Origin of the sequence: Roseivivax sp. THAF30 (assembly GCF_009363575.1) — a bacterium.
Lineage (GTDB): Bacteria > Pseudomonadota > Alphaproteobacteria > Rhodobacterales > Rhodobacteraceae > Roseivivax > Roseivivax halotolerans.
In genome coordinates this window covers 651,983-671,081 of the sequence record NZ_CP045389.1, presented here as the reverse complement: position 1 = coordinate 671,081, position 19,099 = coordinate 651,983, and the positions used below count along the sequence as shown (strand labels likewise).

The window sequence follows — 19,099 nt, the reverse complement described above, 5'->3', positions numbered from 1 at the left end:
CCCACCAGTGTTGTGCCGCACCTTGGTTGGCATGAGGTCGAAGTGCAACCGGCGGAGCGAGCGCTTCTGCATACATAACCTCAAGACCGCTTTTGCAGAATCATGAGGTTGGATGATTTGCTCCAGAATGCGTCCCGAGTTCCTTCTACCTGATGGGCGACTGGGACTACCTGCCGATGCGCGAACGCTCGACGAGCGGCGGGCTCTCGGATGACGAGATGCGGATCATCAGCTTCCCGACCATTGCCGATCCGGTGACCGAACGAGGCGAGGCCGCCACGCTCGGCGGGATCAACGGCTGGGCGGTGTCCTCCTCGGCGGAGCCCGAGGCGGTCGAGTTCCTCGCATTCATGCTGAACGAGGAAAACCAGCGCCAGGCCGCCAGCCAGGAGATCGTCATCCCGGTGGCCAAAGGCACCTCCGATGCGCTGGAAAACCAGCTCTACCGCACAGTTGCCACCCATATCGAGGAAAGCAGCTATCACCAGATCTTCCTCGACCAATTCCTCGGAGCATCGGTCGGGGCGACGGTGAACGACGTTTCGGCGGACCTCGCGCAAGGCGCGATCACGCCGGAAGAAGGAGCCGCGCAAGTCCGGGAGGCTTGGGACTTCCGCTAAGCCTTCTCGGCCGGCGCGCATCTCCTCTGCGCGTCGGCCTCCTCGATTTCACCGTTTCGGAGAGACTGCAGGCCACTGCCGCCACGTCCCGGCGCTTGCCGGCGTCCGACCGTCTGCGTCGCAGCCTGTCCAACGGGCGGGTGACCGCCGCGCTGATCCTGCTGCTGCCAGCGCTGTTGCTGTTCACGCTGTTCGTGATGCTGCCTTTGGGCGAGTCCGCCTATTATTCTGTCAATCGGCGTCCAATTCTGACCCCCTATCGGCGCCGAAGATTGACCCCTCTGAGCGCACCGGAAGCTGGCCCGATGCGGTGTAACCATCATACAGCGCAACCGGATCGGGCCAGCGATGTTCTGGGGCTCAGGCTCGTGTCTTGAAGCGCCAGCTCTCGTTGTCGGTCTCGACGATGTCGCAATGGTGGGTGAGCCGGTCAGGACGCGCTTGACGTGGTTGATCGGCTGAGGACAGCGCCTGCGCACATGGTCCTGGTCTTCGACGAGTACGGCCACTTCGAAGGTATCGTCACGCCCATGGACGTGTAACGTGATGGCGGATGGCAGCTGTCTCTTCAGGATAGGCCATTCTCCAGGGGAACTTCACGCGGACCTCTGAGGTAGTCCTTTCAAAGCCACGGAGCTGTCCATGAACTGCAATTGCCACGTTACCCGAAGAGGCGTGCTTGCCGGTGTCGCGACGCTTCCCATCGCAACGCTGCCGGCATGCGACCGCGCGTCCGTCCTCGTGTCCGAGCAGGAAGCTGCGGAAATGGGGGCTGAGGCCTGGGAGCGGATCCGCGCGGATGTTCCCGAAAGCAGCGACCGGGCCTTCCGGGACACCGTGAGCGGCTTATCCATTCGCCTCATCGAGGCTGCGGGCGATATGCCCGCCAATTGGGAGGTCGTGGCATTCGAGTCCGATCAGGTGAACGCTTTCGCACTTCCTGGCGGACGGATCGGCGTCTACCGCGGGCTCTACGAGTTGGCCGAAAGTCCGGATCAGCTGGCCGCGGTGATCGGCCACGAAATCGGCCACCTGCAGGCGGACCATGTGCGCGAGCGCATGGGCAACGCACGCGCTCAGAACGCACTTCAGCGCGTCGTGGCCTTCTTCCTGAGGCAATCCGACATCGAGTTCGACGAGGAAATCATGGCGGCGCTCGGGCTGGGCCTGCGCTACGGGGTGGCTCTACCCTACGGTCGCCAGCAAGAACTCGAAGCGGACCGTCTGGGCCTCGCCCTCATGAGCGAAGCCGGCTTCCAGCCTGACGCCGCCATTCGCCTTTGGGAGCGCACGCAGGACGCACAGCCCAACCGGCCGCCAGAGCTCCTCTCGACGCATCCCGCACCGCAAGGGCGCATCCGAGAGCTGCGCGAGATGATCGAGGCCTGACGGCAAACAGGCTTGTCACTTCGGTCGTCGTTTATGGGCGCTCGAGGAGTTGTGCGTGACGCGCGCGACCGACTTTGTGATGTTAAGCGCGAGGCTGCAGTCCGCTCAGCACGGCGTCCCGGTCAAGTCCGAACTCGGTCCAAGCGTCGTGAACCGAAGTGCAAGGCGGGCACATACAAGACCAATTTGCAGACCAAATACTGTGGGGCGTAAAGGCATTCCTTCTCTTGCAAGGATGCCCAGATGTTATCGATCGTCATTCTCATAATTGCCGGCTTTCTCGCCGGTATGGTGAATGCCATTGCCGGGGGCGGCACGCTCCTCACCTTTCCGGTCCTCGTCTGGCTTGGGGTGCCCCCAATCATGGCGAACGCCACGGCGACGATGACCGCATTGCCCGGTTATATCGGGAGTGCCTGGGCATACCGGCGCGATATTCGCGCGGAGGGGAGCCTCCGGTTGGGCAGTATCCTCCTGATTGCAGCCCTCGGCGGGCTTGCGGGCGCCGGGCTTCTTCTGATCACACCGGGCGACGCGTTCGTGGGCATCGTGCCATGGCTCTTGCTGACGGCCACGCTTCTCTTCGCTGCCGGTCCGCGTCTGGTCGCGGTGGTCCGCGCGCGGGGGTGGAGTGTCGGACCGGCACTCTCGGCTGCGGCGCTCTTCCTCGTTGCTGCCTATGGCGGTTATTTCAACGGCGGATTGGGGATCATGCTCCTGGCCGTATTCGGCTTGATCGGTTTCCAGAACCTGCATGGGATGAATGGCCTGAAGAACCTGCTCTCCGCGGTGCTCTCACTGGTCTCCGTTGCAACCTACGCAACCGCCGGCCTGATTGCCTGGGAACCTGCCACGATCCTGGCCCTCGCGACCACGCTGGGCGGATACATCGGAGCGCAACAAGCTCGGCGCATCAGGAACACGGTCTATCTCCGGGCCTTGATCGTCTGCATCGGTGCTATCCTGACTGCGGTGTTCTTCATGTTCTGACGACAAGGTCACGCCAGATGGGTGCCCTCCGATAGCAGCACCTCCGTCATCGGGATGTCCCAGGGCATTGGATAGATCGTGGGCAGTCGGCATCCGGAAAAGCCGACGCCGATAATTCGTGGCCGCGGCTCCAGCCGAGCCAGGGTCCGGTCGTAATATCCTCCGCCATTTCCGAGACGAAAAAGATCGTCGTCGACCCCCACGAGCGGTGCGATCACTGTGTCGGGCAAACCCGGCTCGCCATCGGCCGGCACAAGGATGTTCCAGACACCGCGGGTCATGCGGCTCTCCGGAGACCAAGTTCGAAACTCGAGCGGCGCATGGTCTTCGACCACCACAGGCAGCAGAAGCCGGACACCGGCAGCATGGGCGGCATGCATCCACGGGCGCAGGTCCGGCTCGCCGCGGATTGGCCAATAGACGGCGAGGGACATGCCGGCCTCAAGGCTGACGATCCGGTTCAAACCATCGATCAAAAAGGCTGTCGCTCTCTCTCGCTCGTGCGAGGATAATGCACGCTCGGCAACAAGCCGCGCGCGCTCTGCGCGGCGGAACCGGGCGACGTCCCGAGCGGTCTCTGGATCAATCAAGTGCCCATCGACAAGGAGATGCGCCGCGCAGGGTCTCGTGCCCCCAGTGGTCTCGTCTCCAGTCACGTCGGTGCCTGTCCCGTCTGTTCCGGTGGGAAGACGAGGTCGTAGCCCCATGTGAAGACAAAGGCATAGACCATGTAGAAGGTCGCAAACGAGATCTCCATCACCAGCGCGGCAACCAGCGAGATCTCGAGCCACCAGGCAAAGAGTGGCAGCAGAAGGACCAGAAGGGTCGCTTCGAACAGAACGGCATGGACCAGCCGAAGCGGCACGGTCTTGCGGACATCGCCGCGCCGCCAGTTCAACAGGTGGTCGAAGCCGAGATTGAAAAGATAGTTCCAGGCTGTTGCCGCCGTGGCGCCGAGCACCACCAGGATGCCCATCTCACCCATCGGATGATCGAAGCCCCAGGCAAAGAGCGGTGTGACAATTAGAATTCCGATGAGCTCGAAGCTGACGGCCTGACGGATACGGTCTGCGGTGCTACGCATGAGAGAGGCTCCGATTGTTGATCGGGCCGTCCCGCGTGTTGGCCGATTGGCCGAGCGAGGCCGTCCTCGCCTCTTGCTATCATGAGCATTGAGGGGTGGCTTTTCAACCCAACGCTATGCGCCCGAACGCTCCGCCGCGCCATGAAGCAGCAAACGCATGATGTCGGAGCGCGTCAGGATACCGACGAGGCGGGCGTGTCGCGTCACCGGGACGACCTCGCTTCCCTGTACTGCCAGCCGGCCGAGAAGCGCTCCGACTGGCATGTCGTGCGGCGCCGACGCTGACAAGCATCGCACAGAAACTGATTCCGATAAGCGCACCGACCCCGGCGCGCATCCGCCCGGTTGCCGACGCAAAGATTCTGCGAAAGCGTTCCTGTACGAGACGGATGTGCAGGTGTTCTCTCCTCAGACTGTGGCTATGGTCCGGATATTGGTCTTAACCGGAGCGGGCGCATGCGGACGAAAAGAGAGACGGCGAAAGCGCAGCTGTGGCGGGTTCTCGAGGAGCGTGCCCCGGCGTCGGGAGATCGCCTGCCGCCGGAACGTGTCCTGAAAGATCTTGTCGGATGCAGTCGAGAGACACTTCGTACCGCCTTGGCTGCGCTCGAGGCGGAGGGCGAGGTCTGGCGGCACGTCGGACAGGGGACGTTTCGAGGCCGCGCGCCATTGGGACGCCCGGTGAAAGATACGTTGTTGTTGGAGGCGACGACCTCGGCGGACCTGATGGATGCTCGCCGACTGCTTGAACCGCAGATCGCAGCTGCCGCTGCGGACCGTGCCACTCCCGACGAGCTCGGTGTTCTGCGCGCCCGTTTGGAGGACGGCCGAACGGCGCGCGATCGTGCGGCCTGCGAGCGTGCAGACGACGCCTTCCATCAGTCGATCGCGCATGTCGCGCGCAACCCGGTCCTGATCGCCCTTCTGCGTCACTTCTCCAGCGCCCGGTGCCGGGCCGTCTGGCAACGGGAATGGGACCGCACCTATCGCCGGATAGGCGTCGACGAGTTCACCAAGGTTCATAGCGATCAACACGCGCGTGTGGTCGACGCCATCGCGGCAGGCGACGCCCCGGCCGCGCATCACGCTATGGCCGAGCATCTTGAAGCCGTGAGCATCGACATGGGCGTTCTCGATCTGGAACGGCAGAGGCCGTGAGAGCCCAGATCGTCAGCCCGACCGTATCCTGCCGCATATGATCGCTTCGCGTCGGATCGATATTGCCAAGTCGGAGAAAAGCTGGCGCCTTGCGACCATTAGCTGATCTTCGTGCTCCAGAGCCAGACACGGCAAAACAGTGCGCAAGAATGCTCGGACGCGATTCGCATTCGAACTTAATAATTTAATATCAATGACTTGATCTCCGCATCGCGCCAAAAGACGCCAATAGTATGCGCAAACAGTAATGGTCTGCCCCCACCGGGTGGTCCGGTTAGTTTGTTAGTGCATGGTCGGCCTCTGGTCTATCTGAATAGCCCCGAATTTCTTAGACGCCCTCGTTCCTCAGTTTCTGCTGCCGCTCGAACTCGAGGGGCGACAGCATTGCGTTCCGCGCGTGCTTGCGCTTCGGGTTGTAGAACATCTCGATGTAGTCGAACACGTCTCGCCTGGCTTCCTCTCGGGTGCGGTAGCTGCGCCGCCTGATCCTCTCGCGCTTGAGCAGGTTGAAGAAGCTTTCGGCGACGGCGTTATCGTGGCAGTTGCCTCGACGGCTCATGGAGTGCTCGAGGTCATGGGCTTTCAGGAAAGCGGCCCAGTCCATGCTGGTGAACTGACTTCCCTGATCGGAGTGGATCAGCACCTTAGCCTTCGGCTTCCTCCGCCATGTGGCCATGAGCAGAGCCTGGAGCACGACGTCGGTCGTCTGGCGCGACTGCATGGACCATCCGACCACGCGCCGAGAGAACAGGTCTATTACGACAGCGAGGTAGGCGAAGCCTTCCTGGGTGCGGATGTAGGTGATGTCGGTCACCCAGACCTTATCCGGCGCCTCCACGTCGAATTGCCGATCCAGAGTGTTGTCGACCACGACCGAGGGTTTGCCACCATACTTCCCGGGTCGGCGCTTGTAGCCGATCTGTGCTGTGATCCCGGCCAGCCCGGTCAGGCGCGCGACGCGGTTCAGGCAGACGTCTTCGCCCTGTTCGAGAAGATCGTCGTGAAGTTTGCGGTGCCCATAGACCTTGCCGCTTTCGACCCAGGCCTCCTTCAGCAGTTCGGTCTGGCGGGCGTCTTCCTGGGCACGCTTGCGGGGCGGCGCCTTCAACCACGCATAGAAGCCGCTCGGCTGGATGCGCAGGCAACGGCACATGGCCCGGACGGAGAACTGCCCGCGATGCTCGGCCACGAACGCGTATCTCACTTTGCATCCCTGGCGAAATACGCGGTCGCCTTTTTTAGGATATCCCGCTCCTCCGTCACTCTCACGAGTTCACGCTTGAGCCGACGGATCTCCGTGTCCTTCTCCGCCTCTCCCGATGACGCCTTCGCGAACTTCTTCTTCCAAGCGTAGAGCGAATACGGGCTGACCCCGAGACGCTCCGATACTTCCCTAACCGGGTAGCCCCGCTCGGTGATCTGCGCGACCGCGTCCCGCTTGAACTCATCGCTGAACTTGCTGCTGCTCATCATGGCCTCCTTGCCTCAAAATTAGCGAAGAAGGCGTCCACGATACACGGGGCTATTCAAACTCCAGCCACCTCTCCGAAGACATCGGCACCCGAAGTAATGTCGGGAACATGCGCTCCGTCTGGGTTCTGGATAAACCGGATGCTTTCCGTCGGAAGGTCTGCGGCGAGACCTGGGCTGTGTGTTGTTAGCACCACTTGACAACCGGGCATTGAAGCGAGGTCTCTAAAGGCGTTCATGAGCACCCGCTGATTGTCTGGGTGTTGCGACGTTTCCGGTTCTTCAATGGCATATATGATGTTAGATTTGGCGGATGTCTTCAAACGGCGTTCAGCCTCCGCCTTAAAAAAACTGACGAGAATCATTCGTCGAACACCACTGCCACGCTTATTCAAAGAAATGCCATTGTTCGCTTCCATCCCAAGCGAAAACAATCCAGCCCACTTCGAGGCCTGAGGTGGATTGTATTTTGGAGTCAATGACTCTGCGAGCTTTGGGTCAATTTCGGTCAAGGAAGAATGTGTAAGTCTTGCAATTTCTTCTGCCTTTGTCCGCACAAGCTCCTCAATTTCATGAATGTGCTCGGCTGCTTCAGCGATAGCCGCCTTGATGGCACCCTTAAGTGGGTTTTGAACCTCGTTGTCGCTATCCCTACTCGCGCGGTCACTCTGAAAAAGTGCGAACATGGGAAGGTAGCCGTTTAGCTTATCCCAAACTTTCTTTGCATCTTCATTGCCTTTCCCAAGCTCCAGTCTCTGAGGCTTCAGGTCAAGATCCTCGGCGCTCTCCCAGATTGCCTTGCGCATTTTAGGATTGCCCTTTAGCGCAACATTTAGGCCCAGGTCCTTAACTTTGGCCTGCAACCCAGATTCTTTTAGGCTGAGAAGATCATTGAAACCTTTGGCTGAGGGATGACTACAAACCAAAAAAAAACTGCTCACTAGGTTTAGGCTTGGAGCAGTCAAAAACTTTCTCAATTTGAAGTTTACCATTCTCTGCTAGAAGATACTCATCTGCCAAGCTTGTTTCTGCACCAGCATCCAAAGTGATCGTCTTGGGGAAATCTTCAAATTCAAACATGATCGAGACCAATCTATGGTCCGATTCTACATTCGCATCGGAGCTCTCGATTTTAACTACATCATTATTGAAAAATACCTCAAGTGCCTCCAGGAGGGTTGACTTTCCGACGTCATTTTTGCCGATGAGTGTGGTTAGATCGTCAAGCTCGACTCTCCGCCGATCTTTATAAGCACGAAAGTTCTCCACCTCTAGTGCAACCAGTTTCATAGCAAGCCCTATAAAATCAACAACAACTTAGCGCTACTAAAGATCGGCTTAGCGTGCATCGTTTTTATAACGCTATTTAATCCAAGAGTTTGCTCTTCGTAAGCGCTGAGTGCGAAACATTAGAGTTCAATGAGATCATTTCGTTTGAGCTTCGGCAAGTCTGCTTCCCTATCGGATGCATCGACTATGGATGAAAACGTAACCGTTCACCCGGTGCGCATCGCTGCTGCACTGCTATGATGCAGCGAGCAGCAGCTCGCCTTCCGAACTGCGTGTTCGCCTTATCCCTGGTGAATTTACATTCCAGGTTTGGGCGCATGAACGACACGTAGCCCTACCGAACGCCAGCTCCTCTCCACGCATCCTGCACCGCAAGGTAGTTTCAAAAAGCCACGAGAGATGATCGAGGTCTGGAAGCGTGCGCAGTAGAAAAGGTCGCGGTTTTCAGGTCAGGGATTATCACGGGCGGGCGCCGATGCGTGCTGGATGTTTAACCACATGCAAGTCGATTTGGAGCATCTGCTGGCTAATGAATGGCCTCGCCTGCCGATTCTCGTCTGACCGGCAGGCGATCTCACAAAGCTCAGACCTCGATAGCCCCTCGGCAATATACCTCGTGTGGAACGTTCAGTGAAGGACGTTGCCTGGCAACTGCTCTAGCCCCGCGAGGACCCTTTGAATGGTCCGCAGGCTTAAACTTCCGGTGCGTGACGCCCCGATGACCATGTCACGGACTTGGCACAGCAGCTCTTGGTCGATCACCTCGTGGTTCCGCGCAATCGCATCGAACATCAGCCCCGCGACGGAGGGCGTTACTTCAGGCATTCGAAACACTGTGCATCTGTCTACCAGCGGATCGGGCACCGCCTGCAGGTCGTTTGCGGTCAGGATCCAGGACGCGCGAGACAGATCGAACGGCACGCGAAGAGATGGACATTCGAAGCGCGATGCGGTTTCCGGCTCGAGCAGTTGCAGCAGGCTGGTCTCCAAGTCGTTGACGGACCCCTTTGTGCTTCGCACGCCATGAGCTTTGTCGACTTCGTTTACGATGAGCAACGGGTTGGCCACCCCGCGATCGAGCATCATCTCGACCGGCACGCCCGATTGCGCACTGCTCCAACCGCGCTCGAGCCCCGTGATCCGGAACCCGGCGCTGCCGCTCCCGACGTCGATTTGGCGAAACGGCGTGCCGGAGAGCTCCGCAATAAGCCGAGCATAGGTGGTCTTTCCGTCACCGGGAGGCCCGACGAGCAGGATCGGCGGAATACTCAGGCCGAACCGCCCCTTTTCGACGGCGCGCCGCATGTGGCGCATCAGGAACGTGCCCACCTCCGACATCCAAGGAGATGCCTCGTGGAGCGCAGCCGCCCACTCGTCGACGGCATGAAGCGTGCAAGGCCCAGTCAATGTGGCACCACGGCGGGCCAAGCGCGCCAGCTGAACCTGCTGGTCTCGCACAAGCCGCGACACACCTGCAGCCCGCAGATGACGATCATGCGCTTCCTTTGCCAAGTTGGTCGCCTTCATAATCTTGCCGTGGGTCGATCCGTATCTTGAACCGAGGTTCCGGCTCAACTGATGGGAGAACGCGGTGAACCGCTCCACGAAAGCGCGCTCCGACGGAACGTCGAGGGCGGACGGAACCACTGCGTAGGTTGGCTGGGGTCTATCAGACATGACCTCCTCCCCGGGAATGAGGGCGCGGCTCGATCTGGCGGGTCGCGAGGTCGGTCAGGATTACGAGGGTATGAGGGATCATCTTGCTCTCCATGAAAAGGATGGGAGCGCGGAACGCCGCGGGCACGGAGGCCCGGTCGCAAAGACATGATCCTGTCTGGAGAGGTCGCAGGGGATCACCGGCCCCCGCGCAGCCGGGGGTCAGATATAGACGCGTATGAGGATTGTGGCCCAGTTCATGCGATATCTCCTTCCGACACTTGAGTGGCTATGCGTGGGTCTCTCGGTGAGCAAGTCTGGATTTTCTCTATTACGAATTTTGGGTGCTCGAGGAAGACGCGATACGCGCCGAAAAGCAATTTTTCGCAATCGGTTTGTCGATTGAATTTGTCTTATGGAAAAGGCGATCTCGCATATCGATAAGGAGTTTTTCGCAAATTATAGGAGTGGCGCAAAGCTGCAACGCTTAGTATGAATCTGATAAATAAGTGCGATTTGTCCTTGGCCCTCTAAACGCCCAGACCTGCCGGTGCAGACAGAAATATGCTTTTCGGATTGGCCATCAGGGTTATTGCTTTTCGTTCTCCCACTCGCGACCGATAAAGCACGTCGAATCCTCCGGAGGCCAATACATGCTGCGAAGACCATTGCCGTTGCGTGTCGACCTCGCTGATCGGGAGACTGCCTTTTCATTCATGGCGCGTCTCGCCGCGGTGAATGGAACTGATGCGCGAGGCTTTGGCCTGGAACAAGACATCGCGTTCCAGCGCGTTCTCGATGGTGAGCCCGAGGCGGTCGCTGAACTGGCCATGCTGGGAGGCACTGATGCCTCTCAACTGACGGCTTGGACAGCGCGGAAACAGGAAGGGCGGCGCCACGTGCTGCGCGGCGAGCCGTTCCCTGGCAAACTCATCCGCGACCCGGTGATCCGGGGGTGTCCGGTCTGCTTGCGGCAGGATGCGGCCACCTCCTTTCTGCCACCCGAACAGGCGATGGCTCTACGCGGCACGTGGACGGTGCCCACCCTGACGATCTGCCTGAAGCACGATCACCCGCTCGTTCCCCTTTGGCGCCACGTGCGGCCGACCGAGCGGTACGACACGGTCGTGCGCTTTCGGTCCATCGCGTCGGACATCGTATCTGGCGTATTCGACCACGAGACACGGGAGCCGACCGACTTCGATGAATGGATCGAGGCACGCCTGACAGACGCACCAGGCTCGTGCTGGCTTGATCAGCACCCCCTGCATGCAGCTGCTACGTTTTGCTTCCTGCTTGGCAGCGCGCTCATGCGACACGAGACCGCCGCGCCCTCGGATGTTCACCCTGAAGACCGTTGGGCTCTTCTGCAGATGGGTTTCGCCGTGGCGCGACACGGTCCGACGCGCATCCGCGAGGCCTTGCAGCGTCTCCAGGATCTGCCTGGTGAACCACATCGAGGTCCGAAAGCGATCTATCCGGTCCTCTACGATCGCCTGTCCCGAGATTACCGACACGCTCCCGAGTTCGCTCCGTATCGCGAGTTGTTGCGCACCCATCTCATCGAGACTTGGCCGCTCGGGACCGGCGACGATCTGCTGGGCGAACCGGTCGATCAACGCAAGCTTCACTCCGTCCAGTCGGCGTCACGGGAAACCGGTATCGATCCTCGGCGGCTCCGAAAGATGCTGAGAAGCAGAGGACTGATCGCCGATCAGCGACCCGATGCCTGGGAAGTCTTCGATGCAGAAGCAGCCGAGCCGCTCCTGAACGCGATGACCCGACTGGTGCCAGCCACTCACTTCGCCAAGTCCCTGGGCATGTCACGGTCTCAGTTCGACCGTCTGGTGGCCGACGGAATTCTCCAGCCTGCGCTCGAGACCTCCGAAACGAAATCGGTCTGGGACCCGTGGGCCGGCCAAGCAATGCTGACCGAGCTCTTCGCCGGCGCAGAACCGCTTCGCCAGGCCCAGCATGGCTGGGAGCATATCTCGAAATCGGCAAGCCGCTTGAAGATCAATCCAGGCGTCATCATTGACGGCATCAGGGAGGGCCTCATCCGTCGCGTCGGTCGACACTCCGATTTTGACGGCTATGCGGCTCTCTATGTCTACCACGACGAGGTCGCATCGGCTGTCGCCGATGAGGCTCCTGAGGCCATGTCTCTGGAGCTCTTCGCGAAAACAGTCGGGATCGGCCGACCAATACATCTGAGGCGGCTGGTCGCAAACGGGCATACGGCCGCCACAAGGCTCCGCAATCCGCGCACCGGCGCTCTCCAGCCTTACATCACCGGCGAGGATGCGGATGCGTTCCACGCCACTTTCTACACTCTGCGCACGGCATCGAGATCACACGGCTTCTCGTGGCAGAGCCTCGTTGCCCGCCTCAAGAGAGCCGGGGTGGAGCCGTTCAGCTCGGCGGACGAGGAATATGGCGGCCTCTACCTGAAACGCGACGTCGACGAGGCCCTCGAGCAGCCCTAGAGGGCGGCGCTGGACGGAGCCGAGCGAATTGTCCATTCAAGTCGGGAGCTTAGACCTTCGGTCGTGGTGTTGTACGAGCCTATAACAAACGCTGACAAAACGGCTTGACAGAGCTTGCGCAGTCTTTTGGCGTCGTTTGCGCACTCTTTTGGTTTTTCTGGCTTCTAGTGTCGGAGCACGCCGGAAATGGCCATTCAGCTAATTCCGGTGGAATTTAAGTAGCTGTTATTAAAATATATTTTTCTGGGCCTGCGTCGGATCGGCGGCCACTTGACCATTTTGCACGCAGAAAATGGCCATCGAAAGTTCAAGAAAAATGCCGCCCGAAGGCGGCATGTGCTCGATTGGTCGCGGATTTCGATGATCGACGTTGCGAAGAACCCGTCGCCGGCGGCGGGGATCGAATCTTTACATTAGGAAGCGAACCGCTTCCGAGACACTTTCGGGCGGAGATGCCAGGAGACTATCAAGCTCTTGGGGATCGATGCGGACCGCGTTCAATCCAATTTCCGAGGAGTCTCGAAGCACGTTCTTGAGGTATCCTCCAAACAGAAGCTCCAGTATGGCGCCCGCCTTGGCGCGACACCTTTCCGCCGTTTTAGCGATGGAGACGTATTCTTCCGGGACCACCTCGACGGCTTCGAATTGCTCCTCGAGCCATCTCAGCAAGTTCCGGATATCCCGACCGTCCACCGCCTTCCCGATCTTGCTCTCGAGGTGCGGTTGCTCCTGCACCCTCTTGAGCAGCTTCAACTCAATGAGCGCGGCGACGATAGGACGTGACGTATTCATCATGTCTGGCACTTGGATTACCGGCACAGCATGCTTCACCCTGTCGATCAGTTGCTTGGCTGAAAGATAGTCGACTACGAGTTCGTCGCGACCTGCCCCCTCGCTCGCAATCAGACCTGCTGCCCGCAAGACGTTCACGGCCGTGCTGGAATGCATCCCTTCAGCCGCCGCGATCGAGCTCACACGAGTCAATTTGGGACGAGCAACAGGCTCACCCAGAAGCATATGCCCTAGAACCATGGGCGTATTGTCCAGGATGACACCGCGCAGGACGGAGCGGATGGGCCCCGGGTCCTTGGAGAGCCGGCTTGCAGAAAGCCAGCTGTAAAGCATGCCATAGGCCTTGCGCGGGCTCGCGCCACCCTTCCCTTTTCCCTGCTCTTCGATCCGAATGACGAGATGATCTCTAACCGCCTCCTCGCCTTTTACGACGAGGGGCCACCCGGCGCGTCCTGCATCATCCCACATGGTCTCGGACATGCTCGAGGCCGTCTGCTCCGCGCCAAACGCCATCAGCGCTCCGAGCATCTCGGTTGCGCGGACAGCCTGATCGATCCGCTGCCCGTCCAACCAAGCTGGTCCGTCATGCCCCTCCAAACGCTTGATGACGTAGTCTTGGAGGGGCGAAACAGCTCGCGGTCGCGGATCCATATGGCGCTTCATTTCGTCCTCGATCGCACCGCGCATGGATTGCAGCTCGTGCGCGCCATCGTCCCACGTCCCCTTTCGAAGGTCACGGAGAGCGACGCCGTGAGTGCCGCACGTCCGCACTGGAGCCAGCCGCCAAATCAGGCGGTGCCGCAGCGCTTCGTTCGGATACGAATGTTCCGCCATGTCCTCCGCCAGGCAGGAGGGACATACGCGCGTCACGGCCCCGGTGGTGAATTCGGTAGCGAACTCCTCGCCACGAAGCTTCTGGAGGCGCTTGCCGACGGAGCTGATCGTGTTCCACAGAACCGGTGCCGGATCTTGACCGGCGATCTCGCAGAGCCGCGAGGTCGCGCTCTCGTTGCCACGCGCAAGATCCATGATGGGCACCCCGAGGTCGTTGAGGAAGTTGTTGACGCGCCCACCGGTATGAAACGCCGCCTGTCGCGCCGCCCAGGACATAGGTGTCTCGTCATCGTTGAACGGGAGCAGAGGCGAAAGGCGACGCATGATCATGCCCTCTGCCGCTTGCGTTCGGTGCGACGCGGCAGCGCCCCATCGCACGCGTCACCATCGAGATCGAGCGTCCAATACTTGTCCGCAAGGAAGACGTTTTCCGACGCGGGGCGCGCTTCGAGCATCGTCCACGCCGCCGCAAAATCATCGATCGTGAGACGCGCAGCACCTTTGTCGGTCGCGCCCTCGAGAGCGAGGAGAAAGAGTTCCAGCGCACGGCCGAACTGGTAGCGTCCGGCGTGAAACAGACGCCCGATCAGGTCGGCTTCAACGGGGGGCGCCACGCCAACCCGTGAGCAGTAGCCCTCAATGATATCGGCGAAAGCCTCACCATCGACTTGCTCGACGAGGGCAGGAAGAACCATTGCGCTGAAACGGCGCTGGACCTGAGGGTCGGTGCGGATCACATCCGCCAGCTCCTCTGTCCCCGACAGGATCACGACGCACGCGTTCTCACCCTGCATCAGAGACTTCACCGCGCGGAGGATGAGCTTGCGGTCCGCGCAGAAGAGATCGTGGGCCTCGTCGATCCAGACGACTGAAATCTCGAGCCGATGCAGCCGGTTACGGAAGGTCTGCCAGAGCGACCACGCCTCCTTGCGCGGGTTGGCCTCGGAATAACCAGTCTGCTCCAATAGCGCGAGAGTCATGCTCTTGAAGGTGGCCGGGCTCGGCACCGAGCATTGAATGTAGCGCGGCTGGCCGAACCCGTTATCCACCAACGCGGGCATCTTCGCCAAGGTCCGGTTCACGAGGTGCGACTTGCCGCTCCCGGGGCTTCCGATGAGGAGGAAGCCCCGGGTTTCGCCGGTTTTCGTGAACCGCCGGGCAGCAGGCATTGCCTGCCCCTCGGCGTCCCGCTGAAGAAGCCGCTCGATGTGGGACGCAGCCTCTGCGTCCCGGTTCGATCCGATGTGGAGATTGCGAAGTGCTTCGAAAGCGTTCGACGCGGTTTGTTCGCTGCGCATGATCAGTCCTCCTCGATCGAAAAGTTGGACTTGCCAGAGGGCTTGAGCTCGTCACCCGGTTCCTGAACGTCGCCAACGGACGCACCCGTCAAATCGGCGGTGGAGGGGATTTCGTGACCGAGATCACCGTCGACTTTCTGCGCGCCTTTGCGTTCGAAGAACTCGACGCCCGCCATAAGGTCCGCCTCAGCGCGGGCCACGCGGTCGTCAGACCAGTCCTCGACGTTCAGGCTCGCCGCAGCCATGGCCGCCTTGTTGCGCTCTGCGATGGCCTTCATCGCTTCGCGAACCGCGATCATGTCCAGACGGTTCGACTTCGGACGTGCAGAGCGCACGTGACGCACGGCGGTCAGCCAGGTCTGCGCAGCGATCCCATCAAGGCTGTGGTCGAGCGCCGGAATATCGAACCACTTCTGACCGAGCTTGACCGAGATCCAGCCGATATCCTTGGGGTGCCAGCGAACGTCGATCATCCGGGGGTCCTTGCGGAGCATGTATTGCGCGAGCTCGTCATTGTGATAGCGCACGCCCAGAATGGTGATCCCGGTCTTGTCGAGGCGATACTCGCGCTCGTATCCAAAGCACAGACGGGTCATCCTCATGTCCGGCGGAGGCTGAACGCCGAATTCCTCGCTGAGACGGCGCCAGGCTTTGGCCGGCGTTTCTCCACCCAGCCCGCGATGCGGCGTATTGTGATAGATGTCGATGACCCAACGCTGAAGCGCGAAGGTGAAATCATCCACAGTGAGCGCAGCTCGGGCCTCCGGATCGGCGTCGCCTTTCTCGATAATGGATGAGAAAGTATGCCCAGTGAGCCGCGGCGCGAAGTCCATCGCAAACGTGCCGAAAGCGCGTTCGATCGTTCCACGGTTCTCGGGGGTGCCATTCATGGCCATCTCCCAAGAAACGCCCAGATCCTCAGCCGCGAACCGGAAGCGTTGCGACTTGAATGCCGCGCCACCATCGAAAACGATGAGTTCCGGGGTTCCGTGCATGTCCCAGGGACTCAGAGCGCCAACGGCATCCGCCCAAGCGCCCTTGTCGGTCGTGATCATTTGCAGAACCTGGACAGCCGCTTGGGCCTGGGGGTTCCGGCTCAGGACCATGCCGACAATGCATCGCGTCGTGCAGCAGATCGCCGCCGTCAACGTCCAGCGATCCTTCTTTTTCTTCTCGAGGCCGAGAAGTGCTTTCTCGTCGTCGGTCAGCAGCGCAAACATTCCGCTGCTTTCCATCAGCGTCATGACATCGACAGTCCATTCATCGATCTCAACGCGCTCCAGCGGTCGGGTCACCTTGATTCCGCCGGCGACCGGCCGGAATTTCTTCCGCGCCGCTGCTTCACCGTTCCGAGCGGCTTCAACCGAAAAGGGGTCGAGCGCCCGAATGGCCCGCCGAACCGTCTCTCGGCTCGGGATGATGAGTGCATCAAGCCTTCGGCTCGCCCGCTCATCATTGCGCTCACGAAACGCGTCCTGCACGTTCTCGTGGATCATTTGAATGGACGGCTTTTCGGGAGACAGGTATTCTCGCACCTGTTTCATCATAAGTCCCAGCGCTTCCGGCGACATGCAGGTCGTTCGGTTGCCACGACGGGACATGTTGTCGACAAGGCCATGGAGTCCCAGCTCGTTGCGCGCAGAGAGCCAGCGTCGCAAAGTTCGAGGAGACGGAGATACTTTAAAATCCTCTGACGGCGGAAGCTTCTCTTCTCCAGACCGATTCAGATTCTCAACAAGCTCGACCGCAAGGCCCTTAATTCCACGCATGTTAGCTCTCAAGCTCTCATCCGTGAACTTCAGCTCACCTTCACGATGCAATTCGATTGCCGCCTGGCAAAATGCCTCGCGCTTGGTAATGCGGATCTGAGGCTTTCCCTGCAGTGCAGAGAGCGACGTTTCCGCGTCCATGAACCGCTTGCGAGAAAGGCTCGGATGGTTATGATTCCGGTTGACGGTCAAACGACCCTTCGCAACCAGCCGGCTCAATTCACCATGGGAAACCTGCTTCGCGAGGCCCGTTCCATCAGCACGAGTGAAGAGGTGGCCACACTCATTCTGAGAATGCGGGACATATTCGATGCCCTCGAGAAAGATTTGATCATAGGCACCGAACGCGTAAACAGCAGTGTTGGTCGAAAAAGAGAGATCCATGGGAAGTCCTTTCTTGGGATCAGTGCAGCGATTGCTGCTTGAGACGAATGGACGTCAGGAGACGGCCAGGGCTTGGGGGATTTCAGGATTTAGAGACCCAGTCGGTCGCCATAGGCGTCGAGTTCACCAAAACAGTCGCGGACGTCGCTCAATCCGAAAGGTGCGGCGTCATTCGATCGGTCAGGATCGAAGTCACTAGACCGGAAGAGGCTTCCGCTGTCTGAAATGATGATGTCGGCGACACCGATGAATTCCCATTGATTACGTGCCATTTTTTGTCCTTTCGATGGCGTGCAGAATTTGAGCCAAGACAGATGCTGCCTCGGAGAAATTCGAGCTGGAGTTTCGTGGAAGGTCGCGCCCACCTGCTCGCGTAAAGGCAGGCGCGGTTGAATTCGCTGGCGGTCACTACATAAGATTAGACTCGCGCGGGAACCGACCGACCGTCATGGCGGATCCAGGATACCAACAAAAGGTTTCTCCACGGCTCCATCGGATCATGCGCGAGGTCTTGTCGAAGCCGACCTCGATACGGATTGTCGGTCGAGGGCCATTCGGCATCAAAGCTCTCTGGTCTGCGAACTTCAAAGAGAGGTCCGACAAGCAGATCTGGAAATCATCCAATTCGATCCGATCCAGCGACCCAAAGAGGTTCCTGGGCGGTGGGGGAACCGCGCGCTGTCGACGCTTCGGTGCTGGAAACGAGGTCGCGATACCAAATGTCCGTGCCGGACGGATTTTGAACTTCTCATCCATGTGAGATCTCCAACGCCTTGAAGATGCGGGTCTTGCGGGTAATGCGCTCAGGACAAACCAGTGCGAGATGACCTGACCGGATCAGCCGCGCCACTGCACGAAATGCCATCCCATCAAGGCCAGTGGCTTCGACGACAGCATCTACAGTGAACACCCCCGCCATGTTTTGCAGGACATCGCGGACGACTGGGTCTGCGAACACGTCGGGGCGCCGGACCGAATGAAAAAGCTTGGCATTGTGAAGCTCGAGCGGGCACACATCGGACTCGGTGAAGACGCGAAAATCGTCGAGTGCGCCAGCCGCGATGGACTGCTCCTTGATGCGGGACAGCTCTTCCAGATACCGCGCCGAGACGCGCGCCCAAGGACGCACTGCGTAACCGATCTTCACTCCGTCAGCGCGTGCGACGACCAGGTCGATGTAGTGATCGTGGATTTCACCATCGGCATCGAACCATTCGAAGCGCACCTGCTCGACGAGCGACAACGTGTCGGAGCGCGTCGAAAGGAGCAAAGCTGCTTTCGTCTCCAGGTGGCTCTCCACCCCCAGACGACGACCAGCATCGTCGCCGATGACCAGCCGTCCGGTGAAGTGCTTCGTCGAACCGACCTGTGTCGCACGGTCGCCGAGGCTCTCTTCAGGCAGCTCGGTTCCACCGTCTTGAAAATGATAGGACATCGTTTGTTCTTTCAGCGAAGGTTTCGCCTCCCGGGCATTCGGAAAGCGGATGACCCAAGCGGCGGCCCATGCTTCGCGGACGCCGATGGCGTCGTTGGCATCGGGACACACCTCTCCCGTCGCCACGCGTCAGATGCTGGCGGTTGGGTAGGTCTGCGTATGTGAGCCGGAAGAACGTTGTCCTTGAAAACGACGCGAACAATCGCTATCGTTTACGCAATCATCGGGTAGACATCGCTCTGTCCAGCAAGCACGTGGTCTGTTGGCGCAGATCACGTGTTTTTCTTTTCTCAGTCCGTCATGTGATCGTTCTCCTCGTTCCGTTTTCGGTGGCCGCTTCCAGCTTCGACAAAGCTATCGTCTCGCTCCGCATCGGGGAAGGCATTCCTCCAATTTTTTCAGAGGCTTAGATAAGGGTTCTTTCCCGATTTTTCGCATATTACG

18 protein-coding genes are annotated in these 19,099 nt (G+C 59.7%); 5 read left to right on the top strand and 13 right to left on the bottom strand.

Going from position 1 to position 19,099, the window contains the following annotated elements; all coding sequences use genetic code 11:
• The first annotated feature begins 152 nt into the window (after nucleotides 1–152).
• The 3 genes from FIU91_RS03180 to FIU91_RS03160 all read left to right on the top strand — a co-directional run bounded on the left by FIU91_RS03180 (nucleotide 153) and on the right by FIU91_RS03160 (nucleotide 2,999).
• Nucleotides 153–620, top strand: a complete 468-nt coding sequence (locus FIU91_RS03180; RefSeq protein WP_152461395.1) for a hypothetical protein — start codon at nucleotides 153–155, stop codon at nucleotides 618–620.
• A 642-nt stretch (nucleotides 621–1,262) separates the two neighbouring features.
• Nucleotides 1,263–2,009 (top strand): M48 family metallopeptidase, encoded by a 747-nt coding sequence (locus FIU91_RS03165; RefSeq protein ID WP_152461393.1) that lies wholly within the window; start codon nucleotides 1,263–1,265, stop codon nucleotides 2,007–2,009.
• A gap of 243 nt (nucleotides 2,010–2,252) precedes the next feature.
• On the top strand, nucleotides 2,253–2,999 hold the full coding sequence (locus tag FIU91_RS03160; RefSeq protein ID WP_152461392.1) for a sulfite exporter TauE/SafE family protein: 747 nt from the start codon (nucleotides 2,253–2,255) through the stop codon (nucleotides 2,997–2,999).
• A gap of 8 nt (nucleotides 3,000–3,007) precedes the next feature.
• On the opposite strand, the gene FIU91_RS03155 is transcribed toward FIU91_RS03160, so the two are convergent.
• From FIU91_RS03155 to FIU91_RS03145, 3 genes are all read right to left on the bottom strand, one after another.
• Nucleotides 3,008–3,706, bottom strand: a complete 699-nt coding sequence (locus FIU91_RS03155; protein WP_371418240.1) for a 5-formyltetrahydrofolate cyclo-ligase — start codon at nucleotides 3,704–3,706, stop codon at nucleotides 3,008–3,010.
• Nucleotides 3,652–4,083, bottom strand: coding sequence for a PACE efflux transporter (locus FIU91_RS03150; RefSeq protein WP_152461390.1), 432 nt, complete (start codon nucleotides 4,081–4,083; stop codon nucleotides 3,652–3,654). The genes FIU91_RS03155 and FIU91_RS03150 overlap by 55 nt, the downstream gene beginning before the upstream one ends.
• 114 nt (nucleotides 4,084–4,197) lie before the next feature.
• Entirely contained in the window at nucleotides 4,198–4,347 is a 150-nt protein-coding gene (locus FIU91_RS03145; protein ID WP_254702027.1) for a hypothetical protein, read from the bottom strand.
• Between the two features lie 192 nt (nucleotides 4,348–4,539).
• Between FIU91_RS03145 and FIU91_RS03140 the strand changes: the two genes are divergently transcribed.
• On the top strand, nucleotides 4,540–5,241 hold the full coding sequence (locus tag FIU91_RS03140; RefSeq protein WP_152461389.1) for a FadR/GntR family transcriptional regulator: 702 nt from the start codon (nucleotides 4,540–4,542) through the stop codon (nucleotides 5,239–5,241).
• Nucleotides 5,242–5,569: 328 nt separating this feature from the next.
• On the opposite strand, the gene FIU91_RS03135 is transcribed toward FIU91_RS03140, so the two are convergent.
• The 4 genes from FIU91_RS03135 to FIU91_RS03120 all read right to left on the bottom strand — a co-directional run bounded on the left by FIU91_RS03135 (nucleotide 5,570) and on the right by FIU91_RS03120 (nucleotide 9,678).
• A protein-coding gene (locus tag FIU91_RS03135; protein ID WP_172974915.1) for an IS3 family transposase occupies nucleotides 5,570–6,711 on the bottom strand; the annotation gives its coding sequence in 2 pieces (ribosomal slippage) (nucleotides 5,570–6,471 and nucleotides 6,471–6,711; 1,143 coding nt in all).
• A gap of 56 nt (nucleotides 6,712–6,767) precedes the next feature.
• On the bottom strand, nucleotides 6,768–7,652 hold the full coding sequence (locus FIU91_RS03130; protein WP_172974914.1) for an ATP-binding protein: 885 nt from the start codon (nucleotides 7,650–7,652) through the stop codon (nucleotides 6,768–6,770).
• A complete protein-coding gene (locus tag FIU91_RS03125; RefSeq protein WP_152461387.1) occupies nucleotides 7,627–8,001 on the bottom strand; it encodes an AAA family ATPase in 375 nt (124 codons plus the stop codon). Before FIU91_RS03125 ends, FIU91_RS03130 begins: the two co-directional genes overlap by 26 nt.
• A 627-nt stretch (nucleotides 8,002–8,628) precedes the next feature.
• Nucleotides 8,629–9,678 carry an AAA family ATPase gene (locus FIU91_RS03120; protein ID WP_152461386.1) on the bottom strand — a complete coding sequence of 350 codons (1,050 nt, stop codon included), beginning with the start codon at nucleotides 9,676–9,678 and terminating at the stop codon, nucleotides 8,629–8,631.
• 632 nt (nucleotides 9,679–10,310) lie between these two features.
• Between FIU91_RS03120 and FIU91_RS03115 the strand changes: the two genes are divergently transcribed.
• On the top strand, nucleotides 10,311–12,143 hold the full coding sequence (locus FIU91_RS03115) for a TniQ family protein (protein WP_152461385.1): 1,833 nt from the start codon (nucleotides 10,311–10,313) through the stop codon (nucleotides 12,141–12,143).
• 408 nt (nucleotides 12,144–12,551) lie between these two features.
• On the opposite strand, the gene FIU91_RS03110 is transcribed toward FIU91_RS03115, so the two are convergent.
• The 6 genes from FIU91_RS03110 to FIU91_RS03085 all read right to left on the bottom strand — a co-directional run bounded on the left by FIU91_RS03110 (nucleotide 12,552) and on the right by FIU91_RS03085 (nucleotide 18,781).
• Nucleotides 12,552–14,099: a TniQ family protein gene (locus FIU91_RS03110; RefSeq protein ID WP_254702026.1), complete on the bottom strand. Its 1,548-nt coding sequence runs from the start codon at nucleotides 14,097–14,099 to the stop codon at nucleotides 12,552–12,554.
• Nucleotides 14,096–15,067 carry a TniB family NTP-binding protein gene (locus tag FIU91_RS03105; protein WP_152461384.1) on the bottom strand — a complete coding sequence of 324 codons (972 nt, stop codon included), beginning with the start codon at nucleotides 15,065–15,067 and terminating at the stop codon, nucleotides 14,096–14,098. Before FIU91_RS03105 ends, FIU91_RS03110 begins: the two co-directional genes overlap by 4 nt.
• 2 nt (nucleotides 15,068–15,069) lie before the next feature.
• Complete coding sequence (locus FIU91_RS03100; RefSeq protein WP_152461383.1) at nucleotides 15,070–17,220, bottom strand: Mu transposase C-terminal domain-containing protein; 2,151 nt, start codon at nucleotides 17,218–17,220, stop codon at nucleotides 15,070–15,072.
• 89 nt (nucleotides 17,221–17,309) lie between these two features.
• Nucleotides 17,310–17,492, bottom strand: coding sequence for a hypothetical protein (locus FIU91_RS03095; protein WP_152461382.1), 183 nt, complete (start codon nucleotides 17,490–17,492; stop codon nucleotides 17,310–17,312).
• Between the two features lie 136 nt (nucleotides 17,493–17,628).
• Entirely contained in the window at nucleotides 17,629–17,976 is a 348-nt protein-coding gene (locus FIU91_RS03090; RefSeq protein ID WP_152461381.1) for a hypothetical protein, read from the bottom strand.
• Complete coding sequence (locus FIU91_RS03085; protein WP_254702025.1) at nucleotides 17,969–18,781, bottom strand: hypothetical protein; 813 nt, start codon at nucleotides 18,779–18,781, stop codon at nucleotides 17,969–17,971. Before FIU91_RS03085 ends, FIU91_RS03090 begins: the two co-directional genes overlap by 8 nt.
• Between the last annotated feature and the right edge of the window lie 318 nt (nucleotides 18,782–19,099).